Raw genomic sequence first — 16,733 nt, 5'->3', positions numbered from 1 at the left:
TTGTGGAAGATCTGATCAACGTTGTTAAAAGGATAAATACAATGACCATTTTAAAAGATATGAATGAACTCGATTGGCTCGATATTTGTGCATTGCAAGATATTACGCCCAATACAGGTGTAGGCGCATTACTGGGACAACAACAAGTGGCTATTTTTCGGGTAGGCAGTGAAAAGCGTGTATATGCGCTGAGCAACCAAGACCCATTTAGCAAAGCCTTTGTCATGTCGCGTGGAATTATTGGTGATTTACAAGGTGAACGTGTAGTTGCATCACCGATTTATAAGCAACATTTTAGTTTAGCAACAGGCCGTTGTTTAGAAGACAAAGATCAAAAATTATTGGTTTTTCCAAGCAAAATTGAAAATGGTCGGGTTTGGGTCAGTCCAACCCCACAAAAAACTTATATCACCAATAATGGTACGGCTCAGGAAAAAATCAATTTAGTTCTGGTGGGGAACGGATTGGCAGGGATGCGTTGCTTGGAAGATTTGCTTGATATGGCACCTGATCGTTACGACGTGACGGTGATTGGTGAGGAGCCTTGGGGTAACTATAACCGGATTATGCTGTCGCCTGTCTTATCAGGGGATAAAACCATTGACGACATTATGCTACATCCCCATTCATGGTATGCCGATAAAAATATTCGCTTTATTGCGGGTGATGCTGCGGTACGTATTGACCGTCCCCGTAAGCAAGTCTATACCGAAAAAGGTGTGGTGGTGAGCTATGACCGTTTGATTTTAGCCACGGGTTCAAAACCATTTATTCCACCAGTCAAAGGCTCAGATTTGGATGGCGTGTTGAGCTTTCGTGATATTTATGATGTCAATAATATGCTCGACTACTGCAAATCTAAAAACAATGCCGTGGTGATTGGTGGTGGTCTATTGGGGCTAGAAGCCGCATATGGTTTAAAGCAACGTGGTATGAATGTGACGGTTTTGCATTTGATGGATCGCATTATGGATCGCCAACTTGATGCCAAAGCCAGTCAAATGTTGAAAACAGCAATTGAGCAAAAGGGCATTCCGATCATCACCGAAGCCAATACAGAAGAATTACTCGGTGAAAATGGTCATGTCACCCAGGTTCGGTTAAAAGATGGCACGCTTTTAGATGCAGATCTGGTGGTTTTTGCCGTGGGTATTCGCCCAAATATGGCTTTGGCACAAAGTGCGGGTTTACGCTGTAATCGCGGTGTGTTGGTCAATGACACCATGCAAACCTATGATCCAAGTATTTATGCAGTGGGTGAATGTATTGAGCATCGTAACCAAACTTTTGGTTTGGTAGAACCTTTATGGGGTCAAGCCTTTATCTGTGCATCACATTTGGCAGAACACGGCAGTTTAACCTTTAAAGCACCGACTGTTCCAACCCAGTTAAAAGTTAGTGGTTGTGATGTTTTCTCAGCAGGCCGCATTGATTTAGAAAACAGTCAACCGCTAGAAGATTTCGAAGACATTATTCTGAATGATGAAAAACGTCAAATCTACAAACGCATTATTATTCAAAAAGATAAAGTCGTGGGTGCAGTACTGTTTGGTGATACAGAGGATGGTACTTGGTACGCTGAATTGATTGCTGATCAAACCCCAATTTCTTCGATTCGCAATAAATTGTTATTTGGTCGGGATTTTGCATTAAAAAAAGCAGGCTGATTTATATCGCTTAACCCTCTTCATTTTAACAGCAGGGGGAGATTAAAAATGAAAGCCATATTTAAGTGAATGTATAGCATTGAGGAGCACAGCAGCAATGAAGAGTATCCCTTTAGTGGAACTGCCGAGCTCCACAGAACAAAAGATCACAAGCACACACACCACTTGTCCTTACTGTGGTGTAGGCTGTGGTGTCACAGCAACAGTGCAAGACACCACGCTAGGACAAAAAGTGTCTGTGCTTGGCGATGTCAATCATCCCTCGAATTACGGAAAACTATGTATTAAAGGCAGTAATTTAGCCGATACGCTGGGGTTGGGCACACGTGTTTTATATCCAATGCTTGGACGTCATTCCCATCAGCAAGTCACAGATTGGGATAGCGCAACAGATTTAATTGCCAATAAATTCCAACACTATATCGAGCAATATGGTCGTGACAGTGTCGCATTTTATGTTTCTGGTCAGTTGTTGACGGAAGACTATTATGTGGTAAATAAATTCGTTAAAGGCTATTTGGGCACAGCCAATATCGATACCAATTCAAGATTGTGTATGTCTTCGGCGGTTGCCGCACATAAGCGTGCTTTTGGTGAGGATTTGGTACCTGCAAGTTATGATGATTTTGAACATACTGACATGGTGGTTCTGGTCGGTTCAAATACAGCATGGTGTCATCCTGTGATGTATCAACGCATCATGAAAGCCAAAGAATTAAGACAACAAAAGCAAAGTGATTTATTTGTGGTGGTGATCGATCCACGCTTTACGGCTACATGTGAAGCAGCTGATTTACATTTACCTATTCTGATTGGTCAAGATGTTTCCTTGTTTAATGGGCTATTACAATATTTACATCAACAGGGTTATGCCGATAGCGCATTTGTTAAGGCACATACCCAAGGGCTAGAGACGGCACTAAAAAGCTCGCAAGCTGAAACAGATATCCAAGATGTTGCAGTGAAAACAGGAATTTCGCTAGAAAAACTCCAGCTCTTTTTTGAAAAGTTTGCCCAAACTGAAAAAGTCATGACCCTATTTTCAATGGGGGTAAACCAGTCTTCACGTGGTGTGGACAAAGCCAATAGCATCATTAATTGTCATTTGTTGACGGGTAAAATTGGAAAGTTGGGCGCAGCACCGTTCTCAATGACAGGACAACCCAATGCAATGGGCGGGCGTGAAGTGGGTGGACTTGCCAATATGCTGGCAGCACACATGGACTTAGACAATCAACAACATCAACAGCTTGTGCAAAGTTTTTGGAACAGTCCAAGCATTGCCAAACAGGTTGGATTAAAAGCCGTTGATCTTTTTGAAGCAGTGGAAAGTGGCAAGATTAAAGCCATTTGGATTATGGCGACCAATCCGGTGGTCAGCCTACCCAATGCCGATCAGGTCAAACGTGCTTTAAACAGTTGTGAGTTTGTTGTGGTCTCTGATATTTGCAAAGATACCGACACCACTCAGTTTGCTGATGTGCTGTTACCTGCATTGGGCTGGGGGGAAAAGGATGGTACGGTCACCAATTCAGAACGCCGTATTTCACGACAACGTGCTTTTTTAGACCCACCTGAGCAGGCCAAAGCGGATTGGTGGGCTGTGGCACAAGTGGCTAAAAAGCTTGGATTTACTGGCTTTGATTTTGCAAATAGCCACGAGATTTTTAAAGAACATGCACAGTTATCTGCATATCAAAACGCAGAGGTTAATGCGCGATCAAATACCCAAAGCTTTCGTTACTTCAATTTACAAGGTTTAACTGATCTTTCATTGGATGAATATGATCAATTGGCGCCCATTCAATGGCCTGTGATCATGCGCAATCAGGCTGAGCATGCATTCGCACAATTGTTTTCACAGGGACAATTTAGTCATGCAGATGGCAAAGCTAAATTTATTGCCACAATGGCGATAGATCCAGTCCATCAAAGCACTGCTGAATATCCTTTAATTCTCAATACAGGGCGGATTCGGGATCAGTGGCACACCATGACCCGCACAGGTTTATCTGCCAATTTAAGCACCCATAAAGCAGAACCCTTTTGTGAAATTCACCCCAATGATGCATTGAAATATGGCTTGAAAGAAGGAGAGTTGGTCGAAATCAAATCGGCTTGGGGCAATTGTGTCTTGCGAACTGTACTCAGTGGTAATATCCGTCGGGGGCAGATTTTTGCCCCGATTCATTGGAATGATCAATTTGCTTCGGATGCCCGTATTGGCAAAGTAGTCAATCCCGTAGTGGATGCGATTTCAGGCGAGCCGGAATTTAAACATACCCCTGTGCTGATTCAGCCATTTTATACCCAGTGGCAAGGGGTATTTTATGTCCGTGAAGGGTATGAACAGATTGTTAAAAATAGCATCGAAAATACGGTGTGGTGGACAAAAATTCAGACCGCCAAAGCAGTGCGCTATGAATTGGCTGATCGTCGCCGTTTTACCCAAACCACTCAACATCTCAAACAACTTTTACCCTTTGAAGATGAGAGTTTTGAGTGGCTGAACTTAGAAGATCAAACTGCACATATCAGCCATAGTGTGGTGTTAAAAGAAGGTCGCCTTATTGCAAGTTTATATATCGCACCCAAAGCCTTATTGCCTGATCGTGATTGGGTTGCCAGCTTATTTAAACGTGATCGTTTAAGTGCGATGCATCGTAAAGCCTTACTTGCTGGACAAGCCATGTCGATGGGCAATAGTGATGGGCCGTTGGTGTGTAGTTGCTTTAAAGTGGGTAAAAATCGAATTATTCAAACCATTAAAGAAAACAATATTAATCATGAAAAACAAGTGACTGCATGTCTAAAAGCAGGTGGTAATTGTGGTTCATGTTTACCTGAAATTCGCGGATTGATTAAAGCCTGTCAAGCGGAGCTTACACAATGAAAAGAATTATAAAACCCAAGAAAGCCAAACAATATCCACAAACTGATCTTGTCATTCTTGCGGGTGGTCAGGCAAGGCGTATGAATGGAATCAATAAACTGTTACAGAAGTTTGATGATCAAATTCAACTAATTAAGATCCATCAACAACTAAAAAATCGAGTCGCGCAGATTTGGGTCAATAGCCACCGTGATTATTCAATTTATCAAAAACTTATTCCCAGTTTGTATTGCTATCAGGATGATGAAAAAGGCTTTTATGGTCCGCTGATGGGAATAAAAAGTGCTTGGTCTTATGTGACATCTGACTATGTACTTTTTGTGCCCTGTGATGTGACATTTATTCCACCCGAGGTTATTGAAAGCTTACATATGGCTTTAGCGGGTCATCCCTTAGCACAAGTGGCTTATGTCAATATCAATGGTAAAGCCTTATATCCATTTTGCTTGTTAAAGCGCAGTGCTTTAAATCAAATCTGCATTCATCTTGAACAAGGACAACGTAGTTTAAAGGCATGTTTTTCTGATTTGCACGCTCAGGAAGCGTTATTTGAAAATCATGCACTGTTTTTTCACAGCATCAATTCTTTGGACGAATTACAGCAATATCAACAGCTCAAGTTTTTACATTGATTGGCTTGGTTTGGACTCGTTTTTTGCAAATCTCTATTTTTGAGAGAATTCGAGCAGGTTTTAGCTGAAGCGCATGGGGAATGATTAAAGTTGGAACATTTTTTGCAATTTCAATATCAATAAAATAGCGCAGATTTTAAGTTTTAAACAATCTTGAATCTAAATCGTGCTTGGGATGTGTAAATGAACGCAATGACACAATACGAAGTGGGTACGGCTTTTGTCGATCAATATGGTCGTAGCAAGCGTAAACTCCGAATTTCAGTGACAGATCGCTGTAATTTTAAGTGTGTCTATTGTATGCCCGAACATCCTGAATGGATGAAAAAACACGATTTACTCAGTTTTGAAGAACTTTATGTGTTTTGTGAGTTTATGGTGCGGCATGGCATTGAACAGATTCGGATCACAGGTGGTGAGCCGTTAATGCGTCAAGGTGTGGTGCACTTTATTGAGCAACTACAAAAATTAAGAAAGCTGGGACTCAAACGTATCTCAATGACCAGCAATGCACACTATCTTAAACAATACGCAAGCCAATTAAAACAAGCGGGTTTAGATGACTTGAATATCAGTCTGGACAGTCTAGATCCAGCACAATTTAAGGCACTGACTCAAAAAGAACTACATCCCGTTTTAGCGGGCATTGTCGCAGCACAACAAGCAGGCTTTAAGATCAAGATCAATGCTGTATTGATCAAAGGCATCAATGATGATCAGGTTTTGCCCTTAGCACACTGGTCAATTCAACACCATTTTACTGTGCGATTTATTGAGTTTATGCCTTTGGATGGCGCTGGTCTTTGGTCGCAAGCCGATATTGTCAGTGAACAAGAAATTTTAGCTCAATTAAAGCAGGACTTTGTTGTCACTTTACAGCAAGGACAGTCTTCCGAGCCTGCACGACAGTATTTTATTGATGGTTATCCGATTGGCATCATTTCGACCATTACCAATTCATTTTGTGGCACATGTGACCGTGTGCGTTTAACTGCACAAGGTGATTTTTATAATTGTCTATTTGCGCCAAAGGGGATCAGCCTAAAAGCGCAAATTAAGGCATTGAATCAGGATTTAGCTGTTTTAGAGCCTCTCCGATTAGCGCAAACCAGCTCACCAAATGCAGTTACATATTCGCCAATAACATTAGGTTCGCCACAGCATAGACAATTACAAGATACTTTGTCAGATTATATTTGGCAGAAAAAACAAGGCTTTGATGAGATTTATCAACAGCCAAAATCAAAACATTCATCATCTCGAAAAATCAGTATGTACATGATTGGAGGTTAATATGTCAGATCAATTTACCATTCCAAATACACCAGACTCGGCAAACATTGCCAATCAATTCAAAGATATCCAGCAGCACATGACTGTAAAAATTGAATGCTTTGGTGCAATTGAACGTTTACTGCCGAGCGATTTAACCCTGCAATGTGAGTCTGAAATGATGCTTTCGGATGTTTTGGATTATGTGGTACGCGCTTATCCACATGCAGGAAACATGCTTGAGCGTTGTGCATGTGCAATAGGCGAAGACATTATCCCACGTCAGACCTTATTAACATCGGATAGCACCGTGGTTTTACTGTCACCTGTTGCGGGAGGTTGATATGCATACATTTGAACAAACGCTTAAACAATTCAACAGAATTCAGGATACCCCTTTAAGCCAAGACAGTTTTGATCCGATTCAAGACTTTCCTGAATGTGGTGGGATTGGCATCTTTATTGGAACAGTACGTAATCACCATGAAGGCAAAGCAGTCAAAGCATTGAAATACACTGCCTATGCACCTGTTTCAGAAAAAATGATTCGTCAAATTGAGCACGAGATTCAACAAAAATTTGCGGTGGCTTATGTACGGGTCATTCATCGTATTGGTGCTTTAAACATCGGTGAAAAAGCCATTATTGCGATTGCTTATGCAGCGCATCGCCGTGAAGCATTTGCTGCCTGTGAAGAAGCCGTAGAACGAGTAAAACATGAGGTTCCCGTATGGAAAGAAGAATTTTATCTGGATGGCACGAGCCAATATGTTGCGGGTTGTTGTATTCGAAAAGATGATGTGGAGCAAGATCTGTCAATACAACAAGATTTATCTAGCCAACATGCTTGTAAACATAAACATGGCGCTTCTGATGACCATTTATCTCAGCACCATTCATCTCAGCACAATCACCCTCAACATTCTTTAGTACACCATTCCACATCTGCACATCTAGGACACACGCATTCAGAACACAGCAGTCAACAACAGGATCATGAACGAGAACAGCACGTGTTATTTCGCAAACAGTGTGAACAGACAATTTATCAATGGCATATGTAAAACATATTTAGCAACTTGGTAAAGTGTCCTCTTCACAAAGTATATTTTGCCATGTAAAAGATGTTGTTATCTCAACAGATGCTAAATCACTTGGCGTAAATCCCGCGCTGTTTCTTGCAGTAACGGCAAGATATGCGTAATTAAATAATCTTTGGTGGTGCGTATGGTGGGGGAGACAATATTGAGTGCGGCAACAACAACCGCATTTGAGTCATAAATCGGAACAGCCACAGCGTGCACCCCCAATTCGTGCTCTTCACAGGAATAACACCAATCTTGTTCTTTAATCTCATGCAGTAGTTCTATAAAGGCAGCACTTTCTGTATGAGTGTATTTAGTGAAACGTTTTAATGGATACTGGGTCAGCCACTGTTTTTGTTCTTCAATCGTTAAATGCGCCAATAAAATTTTCCCCGCAGAGGTCGCATGTGCAGCCAGACGATTGCCTAAATGTAAGCCATAGGGATTAACTCGGTCTGTTTGTTGGTGCGCAGCACTACGTGCAATGGTAATTGCTTCATAACCATCGAGAACCATCACGGAATAAATCAGCGAGGTTTGGTTGGTCAATAAATTTAATAAGGGTTGGCAAATTTTAGGTAAAGGGGAACCATCTAAATAAGCACCAGAGAACTTGAGAATTTTTGGGGTTAAATAATAATAATGACCGTCAAAGTCTAAATAGCCTAAGTATTCTAATGTGAGTAAATGGCGACGCGCTGCTGCACGGGTCATTCCTGTTTTCTCAGCTGCCGTGCTGATGTTAAAACGATGCCGTTCAGGTCCAAAACATTCCAAAATCGCCAAACCTTTTGCAATCCCCGCAATAAAATCCTCATGGCGAATGATCTTTTTATTTTCAGTATGATGGATAAATAGGGTGGTTTTTTTTTGGTCATTGTCCATAACGCAGATCCTTATTTTAAATCAGATTCCGTAAAATTATTTTAAACCGAAAGTAGACTGTTTTAGTGGGATAAAGTTCGATCATCGAACATAAAAAATAATGATCGAACAAAACCTCCCTTCAAGCCTAGAAGTAAATACAAAATTTATCAAGAATGAAGATAAGAAATCCGAACAAAACACTCAACTTATGTTTCATCGGTTTCTAGGATGAAACAAATGAGTGATTCATAGTACAGGAAGTAGTCAGATGATTGATAAAAGCGCCACCTCATTGACCGAGGTTCTGTCACATATCAAAGATGGTGCAACCATTATGATTGGTGGCTTTGGAACAGCAGGACAGCCCGCAGAGCTGATCGATGGGCTGATTGAACTTGGCGTTAAAGATCTGGTGATTGTCAATAACAATGCAGGCAATGGCGATTACGGTCTGGCTAAACTGCTTAAATCAGGTGCAGTCCGTAAAATCATTTGTTCTTTCCCGCGTCAGTCTGACTCTTGGGTATTTGACGAACTCTATCATGCGGGCAAGATCGAACTGGAACTGGTTCCTCAAGGTAATCTCGCGTGTCGTATTCAAGCCGCAGGAATGGGTTTAGGTGCAGTGTTTACCCCAACAGGTTTTGGCACCTTATTGGCAGATGGCAAAGAAACCCGTCATATCGATGGCAAAGACTACGTGCTTGAATATCCAATTAAAGCAGACTTTGCCTTAATCAAAGCACATCAAGGCGACCGTTGGGGCAACTTGGTTTATAACAAATCAGCACGTAACTTTGGTCCAATCATGGCGATGGCTGCAGATGTCACCATTGCACAGGTTTCAGAGGTGGTTGAATTAGGTCAACTCGATCCTGAGCACATTATTACCCCAGGAATTTTTGTTCAGCATGTGGTTGCAGTTGATGCAACCAATGGTAATGGAGAATAACTATGAGCTACCAAAAATTAAGCCGTGACCAAATTGCTGAACGTGTTGCCCAAGATATTCCCGATGGTGCTTATGTCAATTTAGGTATTGGTTTACCGACCAAGATTTCAAAATATTTGCCAACAGACAAAGATGTATTTCTACATTCTGAAAATGGTTTATTGGCTTTTGGTCCTCCACCCGCCAAAGGTGAAGAAGATCCTGAGCTGATTAATGCTGGTAAGGAGTATGTCACCATGCTAACGGGTGGCTCGTTTTTCCATCATGGTGATTCTTTTGCCATGATGCGTGGTGGACATCTAGATATTGCTGTATTGGGTGCATTCCAAGTGGCAGCTAATGGTGATCTTGCCAACTGGCATACCGGTGCGCCAGATGCGATTCCTGCGGTGGGTGGTGCAATGGATTTGGCTGTAGGGGCAAAGAAAGTGTTTATCACCACCGATCATGTAACCAAACAAGGTGAACCTAAGATTGTTGAAGAACTAAGCTATCCAGTAACAGGTAAGCATTGTGTTGATCGTATTTATACTGACTTATGCGTGATTGATGTGACCGCAGATGGCTTAAAAGTGCTTGAAAAAGTTGCAGGTCTGAGCTTTGAAGAGTTACAGGCTTTGACGGGTGCTCAGTTAATTGATGCGACACAGGGATAATAAATCTCCCCTAACCCCTCTTTAAAAAAGAGGGGAACTCCTCCCTTTAATAAAGGGAGGCTGGGAGGGATTTTAGATAAAGGAAAGACACATGAAAAACGCTTACATCATAGATGCCATCCGTACCCCATTTGGTCGTTATGCCGGTGGTCTTGCGCCAGTCCGTGCAGATGACCTCGGTGCAATTCCGATTCAAGCATTGATACAACGTAATCCAACGGTAGATTGGCAGCAAGTCGATGATGTGATTTATGGCTGTGCCAATCAGGCCGGTGAAGACAATCGTAATGTCGGGCGTATGTCAGCATTATTGGCTGGTGTGCCATACCAAGTGCCAGCAACCACTGTCAATCGTTTATGTGGATCATCACTGGATGCGATTGCCATGGCAGCTCGTGCCATTAAAGCCAATGAAGCAGATTTAATCATTGCCGGTGGCGTAGAAAGCATGAGCCGTGCGCCCTATGTGATGGGCAAGTCGGACAGTGCTTTTGGACGTAGTCAGAAGATTGAAGACACCACCATGGGCTGGCGCTTTATCAATCCAAAACTCAAAGAATTGTATGGTGTGGACAGCATGCCGCAAACCGCTGAAAACGTGGCAGAACAATTCAATATTAACCGTGCGGATCAAGATCAGTTTGCGCTAAACAGCCAACAACGTACTGCGGAAGCACAAGCTCAAGGCTTTTTCAAAAATGAGATTGTGTCTGTCACTATTCCACAGCGTAAAGGTGATGCTGTGCTTGTGGATACAGATGAACATCCACGTGCATCAACCACTTTAGCTGCACTGACAAAACTTAAAGGTGTGGTCAAAGCTGATGGTACGGTCACGGCGGGTAATGCATCTGGGATTAATGATGGTGCAGCGGCGTTATTGATCGCCTCAGATGAAGCTGTAGAAAAATACCAATTAAAACCACGTGGCAAAATTATTGCAGCAACCACGGTGGGTGTAGAACCACGAATTATGGGCTTTGCACCAGCGCCTGCGATTAAGAAACTGCTTAAACAAGCCGATCTTAGTTTAGCGCAAATGGATGTGATTGAACTGAATGAAGCCTTTGCTGCCCAAGCTTTGGCGGTAACCCGTGATTTAGGTTTGGCAGATGATGATGCACGTGTCAATCCTAATGGTGGGGCGATTGCCTTAGGTCATCCTTTGGGTGCATCAGGTGCCAGACTGGTGACCACTGCCTTAAATCAACTTGAACAGATCAAAGGTGAATATGCCCTATGTTCAATGTGTATTGGGGTAGGTCAAGGTATTGCATTAATTATTCAACGTGTTGAGTGAGGTATCTGATGAGCCAGTTATACGCCAGCTTATTTTATCAGCCTGATGTCACAGCAATCTTTAGCGATCATGCCTTATTGGCTTATATGATCCAAGCCGAAGTGGCTTTGGCAAAAGCACAGGCGCAAGTGGGTGTGATTCCACTATCTGCAGCCAACATCATTGAACAAGTTGGACAACAGGCCCTAGCAAAAATTGATTTTGAAGCATTGGCAACCGCGACGGCTCTTGCGGGAAATATTGCGATTCCTTTGGTTAAGCAATTTACTGCGATAGTAAAACAACAGGATGAAGACGCAGCGCGTTATGTACATTGGGGCGCAACCAGCCAAGATATTATTGATACAGCCACGATTCTGCAATGCCGTGATGCTTTGGGGCTGATCGAAAAACAAGTACAACAGGCTTATCAAGTTTCATTAGACCAAGCACAACAGTATCGTGCCCAAGTCATGATTGGTCGCACATGGTTGCAACAAGCCTTACCAATTACTTTAGGGCATAAGTTTGCACGTTGGGCTGCGGCATTTAAACGTGATCTTGATCGTCTAAGTGAGATGAAAAGTCGCGTGCTTACTGCTCAACTCGGTGGGGCCGTGGGTTCATTGGCATCATTACAAGACAAAGGTTCCGCGGTGGTTAAAGCCTATGCTGCGGCATTGAATTTAGCCTCTCCTGAGTGTACATGGCACGGTGAGCGTGACCGTATCGTTGAAATTGCCAGTGTACTTGCCCTGATCGTCGGTAATGTTGGCAAAATGGCAAAAGACTGGTCTTTGCTGATGCAAACTGAAATTGCTGAAGTTTTTGAACCCACTGCAAAAGGCCGTGGTGGCTCATCCACCATGCCACACAAACGTAATCCAGTTGCAGCCGCTTGCGTACTTGCAGCAGCCAACCGTGTGCCTGCATTAATGGCAAGTGTCTACCAAAACATGTTGCAAGAACATGAACGTGCTTTAGGTACTTGGCATGCAGAATGGTTGGTGATTCCTGAAATTTTCCAGTTATGCGCAGGTGCTTTAGAACGCACGACAGATGTACTTGAACATATGCAAGTCGATGCAGAAGCGATGCAGCGCAACCTTGAGTGTACTCAGGGCTTGGTCATGGCAGAAGCTGCAATGATGGCATTGGCAGCTAAAATTGGACGCTTAAATGCGCATCATTTGGTTGAGCAAGCTTGTCAGCAGGCTATTGCGCAACAGCAGCATTTAAAAACAGTGTTGTCAGCAATGGCTGAGGTGAATGTTCATCTAAGTGCACAGGAATTAGCAGAGATTTTTAAACCAGCCGCTTACTTGGGCAATATTCAGGCACAAATTGATGCCGTACTAGAAGCAGCACAAGGAGTGTCTAAATCATGAAAGTCAGTATGAAAATTAAAAATCGTCAAGGACAGCAACTTGCCGTTCAAATCCAAGGCGTAAAAAATGCACCCGTGATTATATTTTCTAACTCACTTGGAACAGATCATGGGATGTGGCAAGCGCAAGTAGATGCTTTGGCACAACACTATCAGATCATTACTTATGATACTCGTGGGCATGGTGCAAGTGATGTGATTGCCAACAGTACGCTGCAAAACTTTGCCGACGATGTGATTGATATCTTAGATACATGGCATATTGAAAAAGCACATTTTTGTGGAATTTCAATGGGTGGCATCACTGCACTCACACTGGCTATTCAATACCCTGAACGCTTTTATAGCATCACTGTGGCAAACTCAGCCGCCAAAATTGGTACTGCTGAAGCATGGAATAGCCGTGCCGATAGCGTAGAGCAAGATGGGCTGGCTGAAATTGTTAAAACCACACATACCCGTTGGTTTAGTGGGCATTTTGATTATGCACATGATGTGCTTGCTCAAAAAACCATACAAAGTTTAGCGGTGACACCTGCACAAGGCTATGCCAATGCCTGTCGAGCTTTGGCAGATGCTGATGTTCGAGATCAGCTCAATCAAATTCAAATCCCAACTTTAATTATCGCAGGTCAATATGACCCTGTAACGACGGTTCAAGATGCAGAGTTTATGCATCAATCCATTCCAACCAGTCAACTTGAAATCTTGGCAGCGTCTCATTTGTCCAATATTGAACAACCACAAGTGTTTAGTCAGGCATTGTCTAAGTTTATTCAGAACATATAACCGTCTAGGGTTAGAAAGGAATTCGCCTACAAGGAGGCAACTATGGCACAGGAATTTGCTGCCCCAAAAAACAGTATGGATGCTCAGGCACTCATTAATGATGCACCGATCAGCAAGTATCAATGGATGATTGCAATCATTTGTTTTCTGATTGTATTTGTTGATGGAATCGATACGGCTGCAATGGGCTTTATTGCACCAGCTCTGGCACAGGATTGGGGGATTGATCGCTCTCAACTTGGGCCTGTGATGAGTGCAGCACTGGGGGGAATGATCATTGGTGCATTGGTTTCAGGACCTACTGCGGATCGTTTTGGACGCAAGATTGTATTAACTATTTCAATGTTGATCTTTGGTGGCTTTACCTTGGCATCAGCTTATGCGCCAAACTTAGACAGTTTGGTTGTACTGCGCTTTTTAACCGGTATTGGCCTAGGCGCAGCAATGCCAAATGCCACCACATTGTTTTCAGAATACTGCCCGAATCGTGTTCGTTCACTGCTCGTGACCTGTATGTTTTGTGGCTATAACTTGGGTATGGCAACGGGTGGTTTTGTCAGTAGTTGGCTGATTCCTACCTTTGGATGGCACAGCTTATTTTTGCTCGGTGGTATTTCACCATTGATCCTGATGCTGTTGGTGATTGTACTGTTACCTGAGTCATATCGCTTCTTGATTGTTAAAGGTCGAGATGCTGCAAAAGTTCGCAAAATTCTAAGCCATATTGCACCTGAAAAAGTACAGCTTGCTGACAGCTTTTATATCCCAGAAGAACAGTCTGCTGTGGCACAAAAGAAAAATGTATTTGGCATGTTGTTTTCGCAAAAATTTGCCAAAGGCACTGTGTTGTTATGGTCAACCTACTTTATGGGTTTGGTGGTGATTTATCTACTGACCAGCTGGTTACCAACCTTGATGCGTGAAACTGGCGCAACCATGGAACGCGCAGCATTTATTGGCGGTCTATTCCAGTTTGGTGGTGTGTTGAGTGCGTTATTTATTGGTTGGGCAATGGATCGTTTTAACCCGAACCGCATTATCTCAGCATTCTATTTTATCGCAGGCTTATTTGCTGTTGCCGTAGGTCAAAGCCTCAGCAACCCAACATTATTGGCCATTTTAGTGTTATGTGCAGGGGTTGCAATCAACGGTGCGCAATCTGCAATGCCAGCATTAAGTGCCCGTTTTTACCCAACTCAATGTCGTGCAACTGGTGTGGCATGGATGACAGGGATCGGTCGTTTTGGCGCAGTGTTTGGGGCTTGGATTGGTGCTGTTTTACTCGGCAATGATTGGTCTTTTACCGCAATTTTAAGCTTATTGATGATTCCTGCAACCGCTGCGGCTGTGGCAATTTTTGTTAAATCCTTAGTGGCGCATACCGATGCAAGCTAACTTTCTCAAGATCAGAAATAAGATCATAAAGAGGGACAATTTCCATGAATGATGAACAACGTTACCAACAAGGACTACAGGTCCGCACCGAAGTATTGGGTGAAAAACATGTCGGTCGTTCTTTAGAAAATTTGAATGACTTTAACCAAGATTTTCAAAATTTTATAAGCCGCTTTGCTTGGGGTGAGGTGTGGTCACGTGAAGGTTTACCACGGCATACCCGCAGTTTAGTCACCATTGCTATTTTGTTGGCATTGGGACGAGAAGATGAACTCAGAATGCATCTACGTGCTTGCTTTAACAATGGTGTTACCAAGGACGAACTCAAAGAACTGATTTTACACAGCTCACTGTATGCAGGACTACCAGCCGCAAATGCTGCAATGCACATGGCTGAAGATGTTTTTAAAGAACTCGGAATAGAAGTGCAACCTGTCGCTGCACAACAACAGGATTAAGGAGATAGGCATGTTAAGTCATACATTGGGTGCATATCCGCAACGGAATACAGAAGATCACCCGCCAGCATATACACCAGGCTATAAAACCAGTGTATTACGCTCGCCCAAAAATGCATTGATCTCGATTAATGAAACATTAACTGAAGTCACTTCACCGCATTTTTCACCTGAAATTTTTGGTGCAAAAGACAATGATTTGATTTTGAACTATGCCAAAGAAGGACTCCCAGTCGGTGAGCGAATTATTGTGCATGGTTATGTGCGTGACCAGTTTGGTCGCCCTGTAAAAAACGCCTTATTGGAAGTTTGGCAAGCCAACGCATCAGGTCGTTATCGCCATCCAAATGATAAATTTATTGGCGCAATGGATCCTAACTTTGGTGGTTGTGGTCGTACCTTAACCGATGAAAATGGTTTTTATATTTTCCGTACCATTAAACCGGGGCCATATCCTTGGCGTAACCGAATCAATGAATGGCGTCCAGCGCATATCCATTTTTCATTGATTGCCGATGGTTGGGCACAACGGTTGATTTCGCAATTCTATTTTGAGGGCGATACCCTAATAGATACTTGCCCGATTTTAAAAACCATTCCATCTGAAGATCAGCGTCGTGCCTTGATCGCATTAGAAGATAAAAACAATTTCATTGAATCAGATAGTCGTTGTTACCGCTTTGATATTCATCTGCGTGGTCGTCGTGCGACTTATTTTGAAAATGATTTGACTTAAGGAACTCAGACAATGAATGCATGGAATTTTCAGGAAATTAAGGAAACCCCATCACAAACAGGTGGTCCTTATGTGCATATCGGTTTATTGCCTCAACAAGCCAATATTGAAGTATTTGAACATAGCTTCGATAACCAGTTGGTGAAACAACACACCCAAGGTCAACGTATCCGTATTGAAGGTCAAGTGTTTGATGGACTGGGTTTACCATTAAGAGATGTATTGCTGGAAATCTGGCAAGCCGATGCCAATGGGGTTTATCCAAGTCAGGCCGATACCCAAGGCAAAACAGCCGATGCTCATTTTCAGGGCTGGGGGCGTACAGGCGCAAATTTTGAAACAGGTTTTTGGAGTTTTGACACCATTAAACCAGGGGCTGTCGCAGGGCGTAAAGGTTCAACTCAAGCACCACATATTGCAGTCGCACTCTTTGCTCGTGGAATTAACATTGGTTTGCATACCCGTATTTATTTTGACGATGAAGTTGAAGCAAATGCCAATGACCCTGTACTCAATAGTATTGAGTGGGCAGTCCGCCGCCAAACCCTGATTGCTAAACGCAGTGAAGTCGACGGTGAAATCGTGTATCGCTTTGATATTCGCATTCAAGGTGAAGACGAAACCGTGTTTTTTGATATTTAACAATCCTCAAGATCTCTCTTTTT

The 16,733-nt window shown here is 42.8% G+C and carries 15 protein-coding genes and 1 pseudogene; 15 read left to right on the top strand and 1 reads right to left on the bottom strand.

The window, feature by feature from the left end:
• The first annotated feature begins 41 nt into the window (after positions 1–41).
• The 6 genes and pseudogenes from nirD to PYV58_RS15870 all read left to right on the top strand — a co-directional run.
• Complete coding sequence (nirD, locus tag PYV58_RS15895; RefSeq protein WP_034613957.1) at positions 42–1,667, top strand: nitrite reductase small subunit NirD; 1,626 nt, start codon at positions 42–44, stop codon at positions 1,665–1,667.
• A 97-nt stretch (positions 1,668–1,764) separates the two neighbouring features.
• Positions 1,765–4,560: a nitrate reductase gene (locus tag PYV58_RS15890; protein WP_034613955.1), complete on the top strand. Its 2,796-nt coding sequence runs from the start codon at positions 1,765–1,767 to the stop codon at positions 4,558–4,560.
• The gene (locus tag PYV58_RS15885; protein ID WP_034613953.1) at positions 4,557–5,192 is read left to right on the top strand and encodes an NTP transferase domain-containing protein; all 636 of its coding nucleotides are present in this window, start codon (positions 4,557–4,559) and stop codon (positions 5,190–5,192) included. Before PYV58_RS15890 ends, PYV58_RS15885 begins: the two co-directional genes overlap by 4 nt.
• Positions 5,193–5,375: 183 nt before the next feature.
• Positions 5,376–6,485 carry a GTP 3',8-cyclase MoaA gene (moaA, locus tag PYV58_RS15880; RefSeq protein ID WP_034613951.1) on the top strand — a complete coding sequence of 370 codons (1,110 nt, stop codon included), beginning with the start codon at positions 5,376–5,378 and terminating at the stop codon, positions 6,483–6,485.
• 79 nt (positions 6,486–6,564) lie between these two features.
• Positions 6,565–6,807 carry a MoaD/ThiS family protein gene (locus PYV58_RS15875; RefSeq protein ID WP_034614026.1) on the top strand — a complete coding sequence of 81 codons (243 nt, stop codon included), beginning with the start codon at positions 6,565–6,567 and terminating at the stop codon, positions 6,805–6,807.
• Between the two features lies 1 nt (position 6,808).
• Positions 6,809–7,261, top strand: a pseudogene (locus PYV58_RS15870) (molybdenum cofactor biosynthesis protein MoaE); the annotation flags it as partial.
• Positions 7,262–7,609: 348 nt separating this feature from the next.
• Here PYV58_RS15870 and pcaU read toward each other — a convergent pair.
• A complete protein-coding gene (gene pcaU, locus PYV58_RS15865) occupies positions 7,610–8,434 on the bottom strand; it encodes an IclR family transcriptional regulator PcaU (protein WP_034613948.1) in 825 nt (274 codons plus the stop codon).
• Between the two features lie 250 nt (positions 8,435–8,684).
• Here pcaU and PYV58_RS15860 point away from each other — a divergent pair, with 250 nt between their 5' ends.
• The 9 genes from PYV58_RS15860 (at position 8,685) to pcaG (ending at position 16,710) form a co-directional block, all read left to right on the top strand.
• The gene (locus tag PYV58_RS15860) at positions 8,685–9,368 is read left to right on the top strand and encodes a 3-oxoacid CoA-transferase subunit A (protein ID WP_275059577.1); all 684 of its coding nucleotides are present in this window, start codon (positions 8,685–8,687) and stop codon (positions 9,366–9,368) included.
• A gap of 2 nt (positions 9,369–9,370) precedes the next feature.
• A complete protein-coding gene (locus tag PYV58_RS15855; protein ID WP_096733777.1) occupies positions 9,371–10,024 on the top strand; it encodes a 3-oxoacid CoA-transferase subunit B in 654 nt (217 codons plus the stop codon).
• Between the two features lie 91 nt (positions 10,025–10,115).
• A complete protein-coding gene (gene pcaF / locus PYV58_RS15850; RefSeq protein WP_275059576.1) occupies positions 10,116–11,324 on the top strand; it encodes a 3-oxoadipyl-CoA thiolase in 1,209 nt (402 codons plus the stop codon).
• 8 nt (positions 11,325–11,332) lie between these two features.
• Positions 11,333–12,691: a 3-carboxy-cis,cis-muconate cycloisomerase gene (pcaB, locus tag PYV58_RS15845; protein WP_034617751.1), complete on the top strand. Its 1,359-nt coding sequence runs from the start codon at positions 11,333–11,335 to the stop codon at positions 12,689–12,691.
• Positions 12,692–12,699: 8 nt separating this feature from the next.
• A complete protein-coding gene (gene pcaD, locus PYV58_RS15840) occupies positions 12,700–13,479 on the top strand; it encodes a 3-oxoadipate enol-lactonase (RefSeq protein WP_034617775.1) in 780 nt (259 codons plus the stop codon).
• Positions 13,480–13,521: 42 nt separating this feature from the next.
• Positions 13,522–14,874 carry an MFS transporter gene (locus tag PYV58_RS15835; protein WP_004819915.1) on the top strand — a complete coding sequence of 451 codons (1,353 nt, stop codon included), beginning with the start codon at positions 13,522–13,524 and terminating at the stop codon, positions 14,872–14,874.
• 44 nt (positions 14,875–14,918) lie between these two features.
• On the top strand, positions 14,919–15,332 hold the full coding sequence (pcaC, locus tag PYV58_RS15830) for a 4-carboxymuconolactone decarboxylase (protein WP_004722141.1): 414 nt from the start codon (positions 14,919–14,921) through the stop codon (positions 15,330–15,332).
• A 10-nt stretch (positions 15,333–15,342) separates the two neighbouring features.
• A complete protein-coding gene (gene pcaH, locus PYV58_RS15825) occupies positions 15,343–16,068 on the top strand; it encodes a protocatechuate 3,4-dioxygenase subunit beta (protein WP_004722139.1) in 726 nt (241 codons plus the stop codon).
• A gap of 12 nt (positions 16,069–16,080) precedes the next feature.
• Positions 16,081–16,710 (top strand): protocatechuate 3,4-dioxygenase subunit alpha, encoded by a 630-nt coding sequence (gene pcaG, locus PYV58_RS15820; protein ID WP_034617756.1) that lies wholly within the window; start codon positions 16,081–16,083, stop codon positions 16,708–16,710.
• Positions 16,711–16,733 lie beyond the last annotated feature (23 nt).

The sequence above is a fragment of the Acinetobacter sp. TAC-1 genome (assembly GCF_029025845.1).
Classification (GTDB): domain Bacteria; phylum Pseudomonadota; class Gammaproteobacteria; order Pseudomonadales; family Moraxellaceae; genus Acinetobacter; species Acinetobacter guillouiae.
This window is presented reverse-complemented; position numbering and strand designations above follow the sequence as displayed.

Coding starts and splice junctions, on each gene's coding strand:
- nirD (WP_034613957.1), top strand. CDS start 42: ATGACCATTTTAAAAGATATGAATGAACTCGATTGGCTCGATATTTGT.
- PYV58_RS15890 (WP_034613955.1), top strand. CDS start 1,765: ATGAAGAGTATCCCTTTAGTGGAACTGCCGAGCTCCACAGAACAAAAG.
- PYV58_RS15885 (WP_034613953.1), top strand. CDS start 4,557: ATGAAAAGAATTATAAAACCCAAGAAAGCCAAACAATATCCACAAACT.
- moaA (WP_034613951.1), top strand. CDS start 5,376: ATGAACGCAATGACACAATACGAAGTGGGTACGGCTTTTGTCGATCAA.
- PYV58_RS15875 (WP_034614026.1), top strand. CDS start 6,565: ATGACTGTAAAAATTGAATGCTTTGGTGCAATTGAACGTTTACTGCCG.
- pcaU (WP_034613948.1), bottom strand. CDS start 8,434: ATGGACAATGACCAAAAAAAAACCACCCTATTTATCCATCATACTGAA.
- PYV58_RS15860 (WP_275059577.1), top strand. CDS start 8,685: ATGATTGATAAAAGCGCCACCTCATTGACCGAGGTTCTGTCACATATC.
- PYV58_RS15855 (WP_096733777.1), top strand. CDS start 9,371: ATGAGCTACCAAAAATTAAGCCGTGACCAAATTGCTGAACGTGTTGCC.
- pcaF (WP_275059576.1), top strand. CDS start 10,116: ATGAAAAACGCTTACATCATAGATGCCATCCGTACCCCATTTGGTCGT.
- pcaB (WP_034617751.1), top strand. CDS start 11,333: ATGAGCCAGTTATACGCCAGCTTATTTTATCAGCCTGATGTCACAGCA.
- pcaD (WP_034617775.1), top strand. CDS start 12,700: ATGAAAATTAAAAATCGTCAAGGACAGCAACTTGCCGTTCAAATCCAA.
- PYV58_RS15835 (WP_004819915.1), top strand. CDS start 13,522: ATGGCACAGGAATTTGCTGCCCCAAAAAACAGTATGGATGCTCAGGCA.
- pcaC (WP_004722141.1), top strand. CDS start 14,919: ATGAATGATGAACAACGTTACCAACAAGGACTACAGGTCCGCACCGAA.
- pcaH (WP_004722139.1), top strand. CDS start 15,343: ATGTTAAGTCATACATTGGGTGCATATCCGCAACGGAATACAGAAGAT.
- pcaG (WP_034617756.1), top strand. CDS start 16,081: ATGAATGCATGGAATTTTCAGGAAATTAAGGAAACCCCATCACAAACA.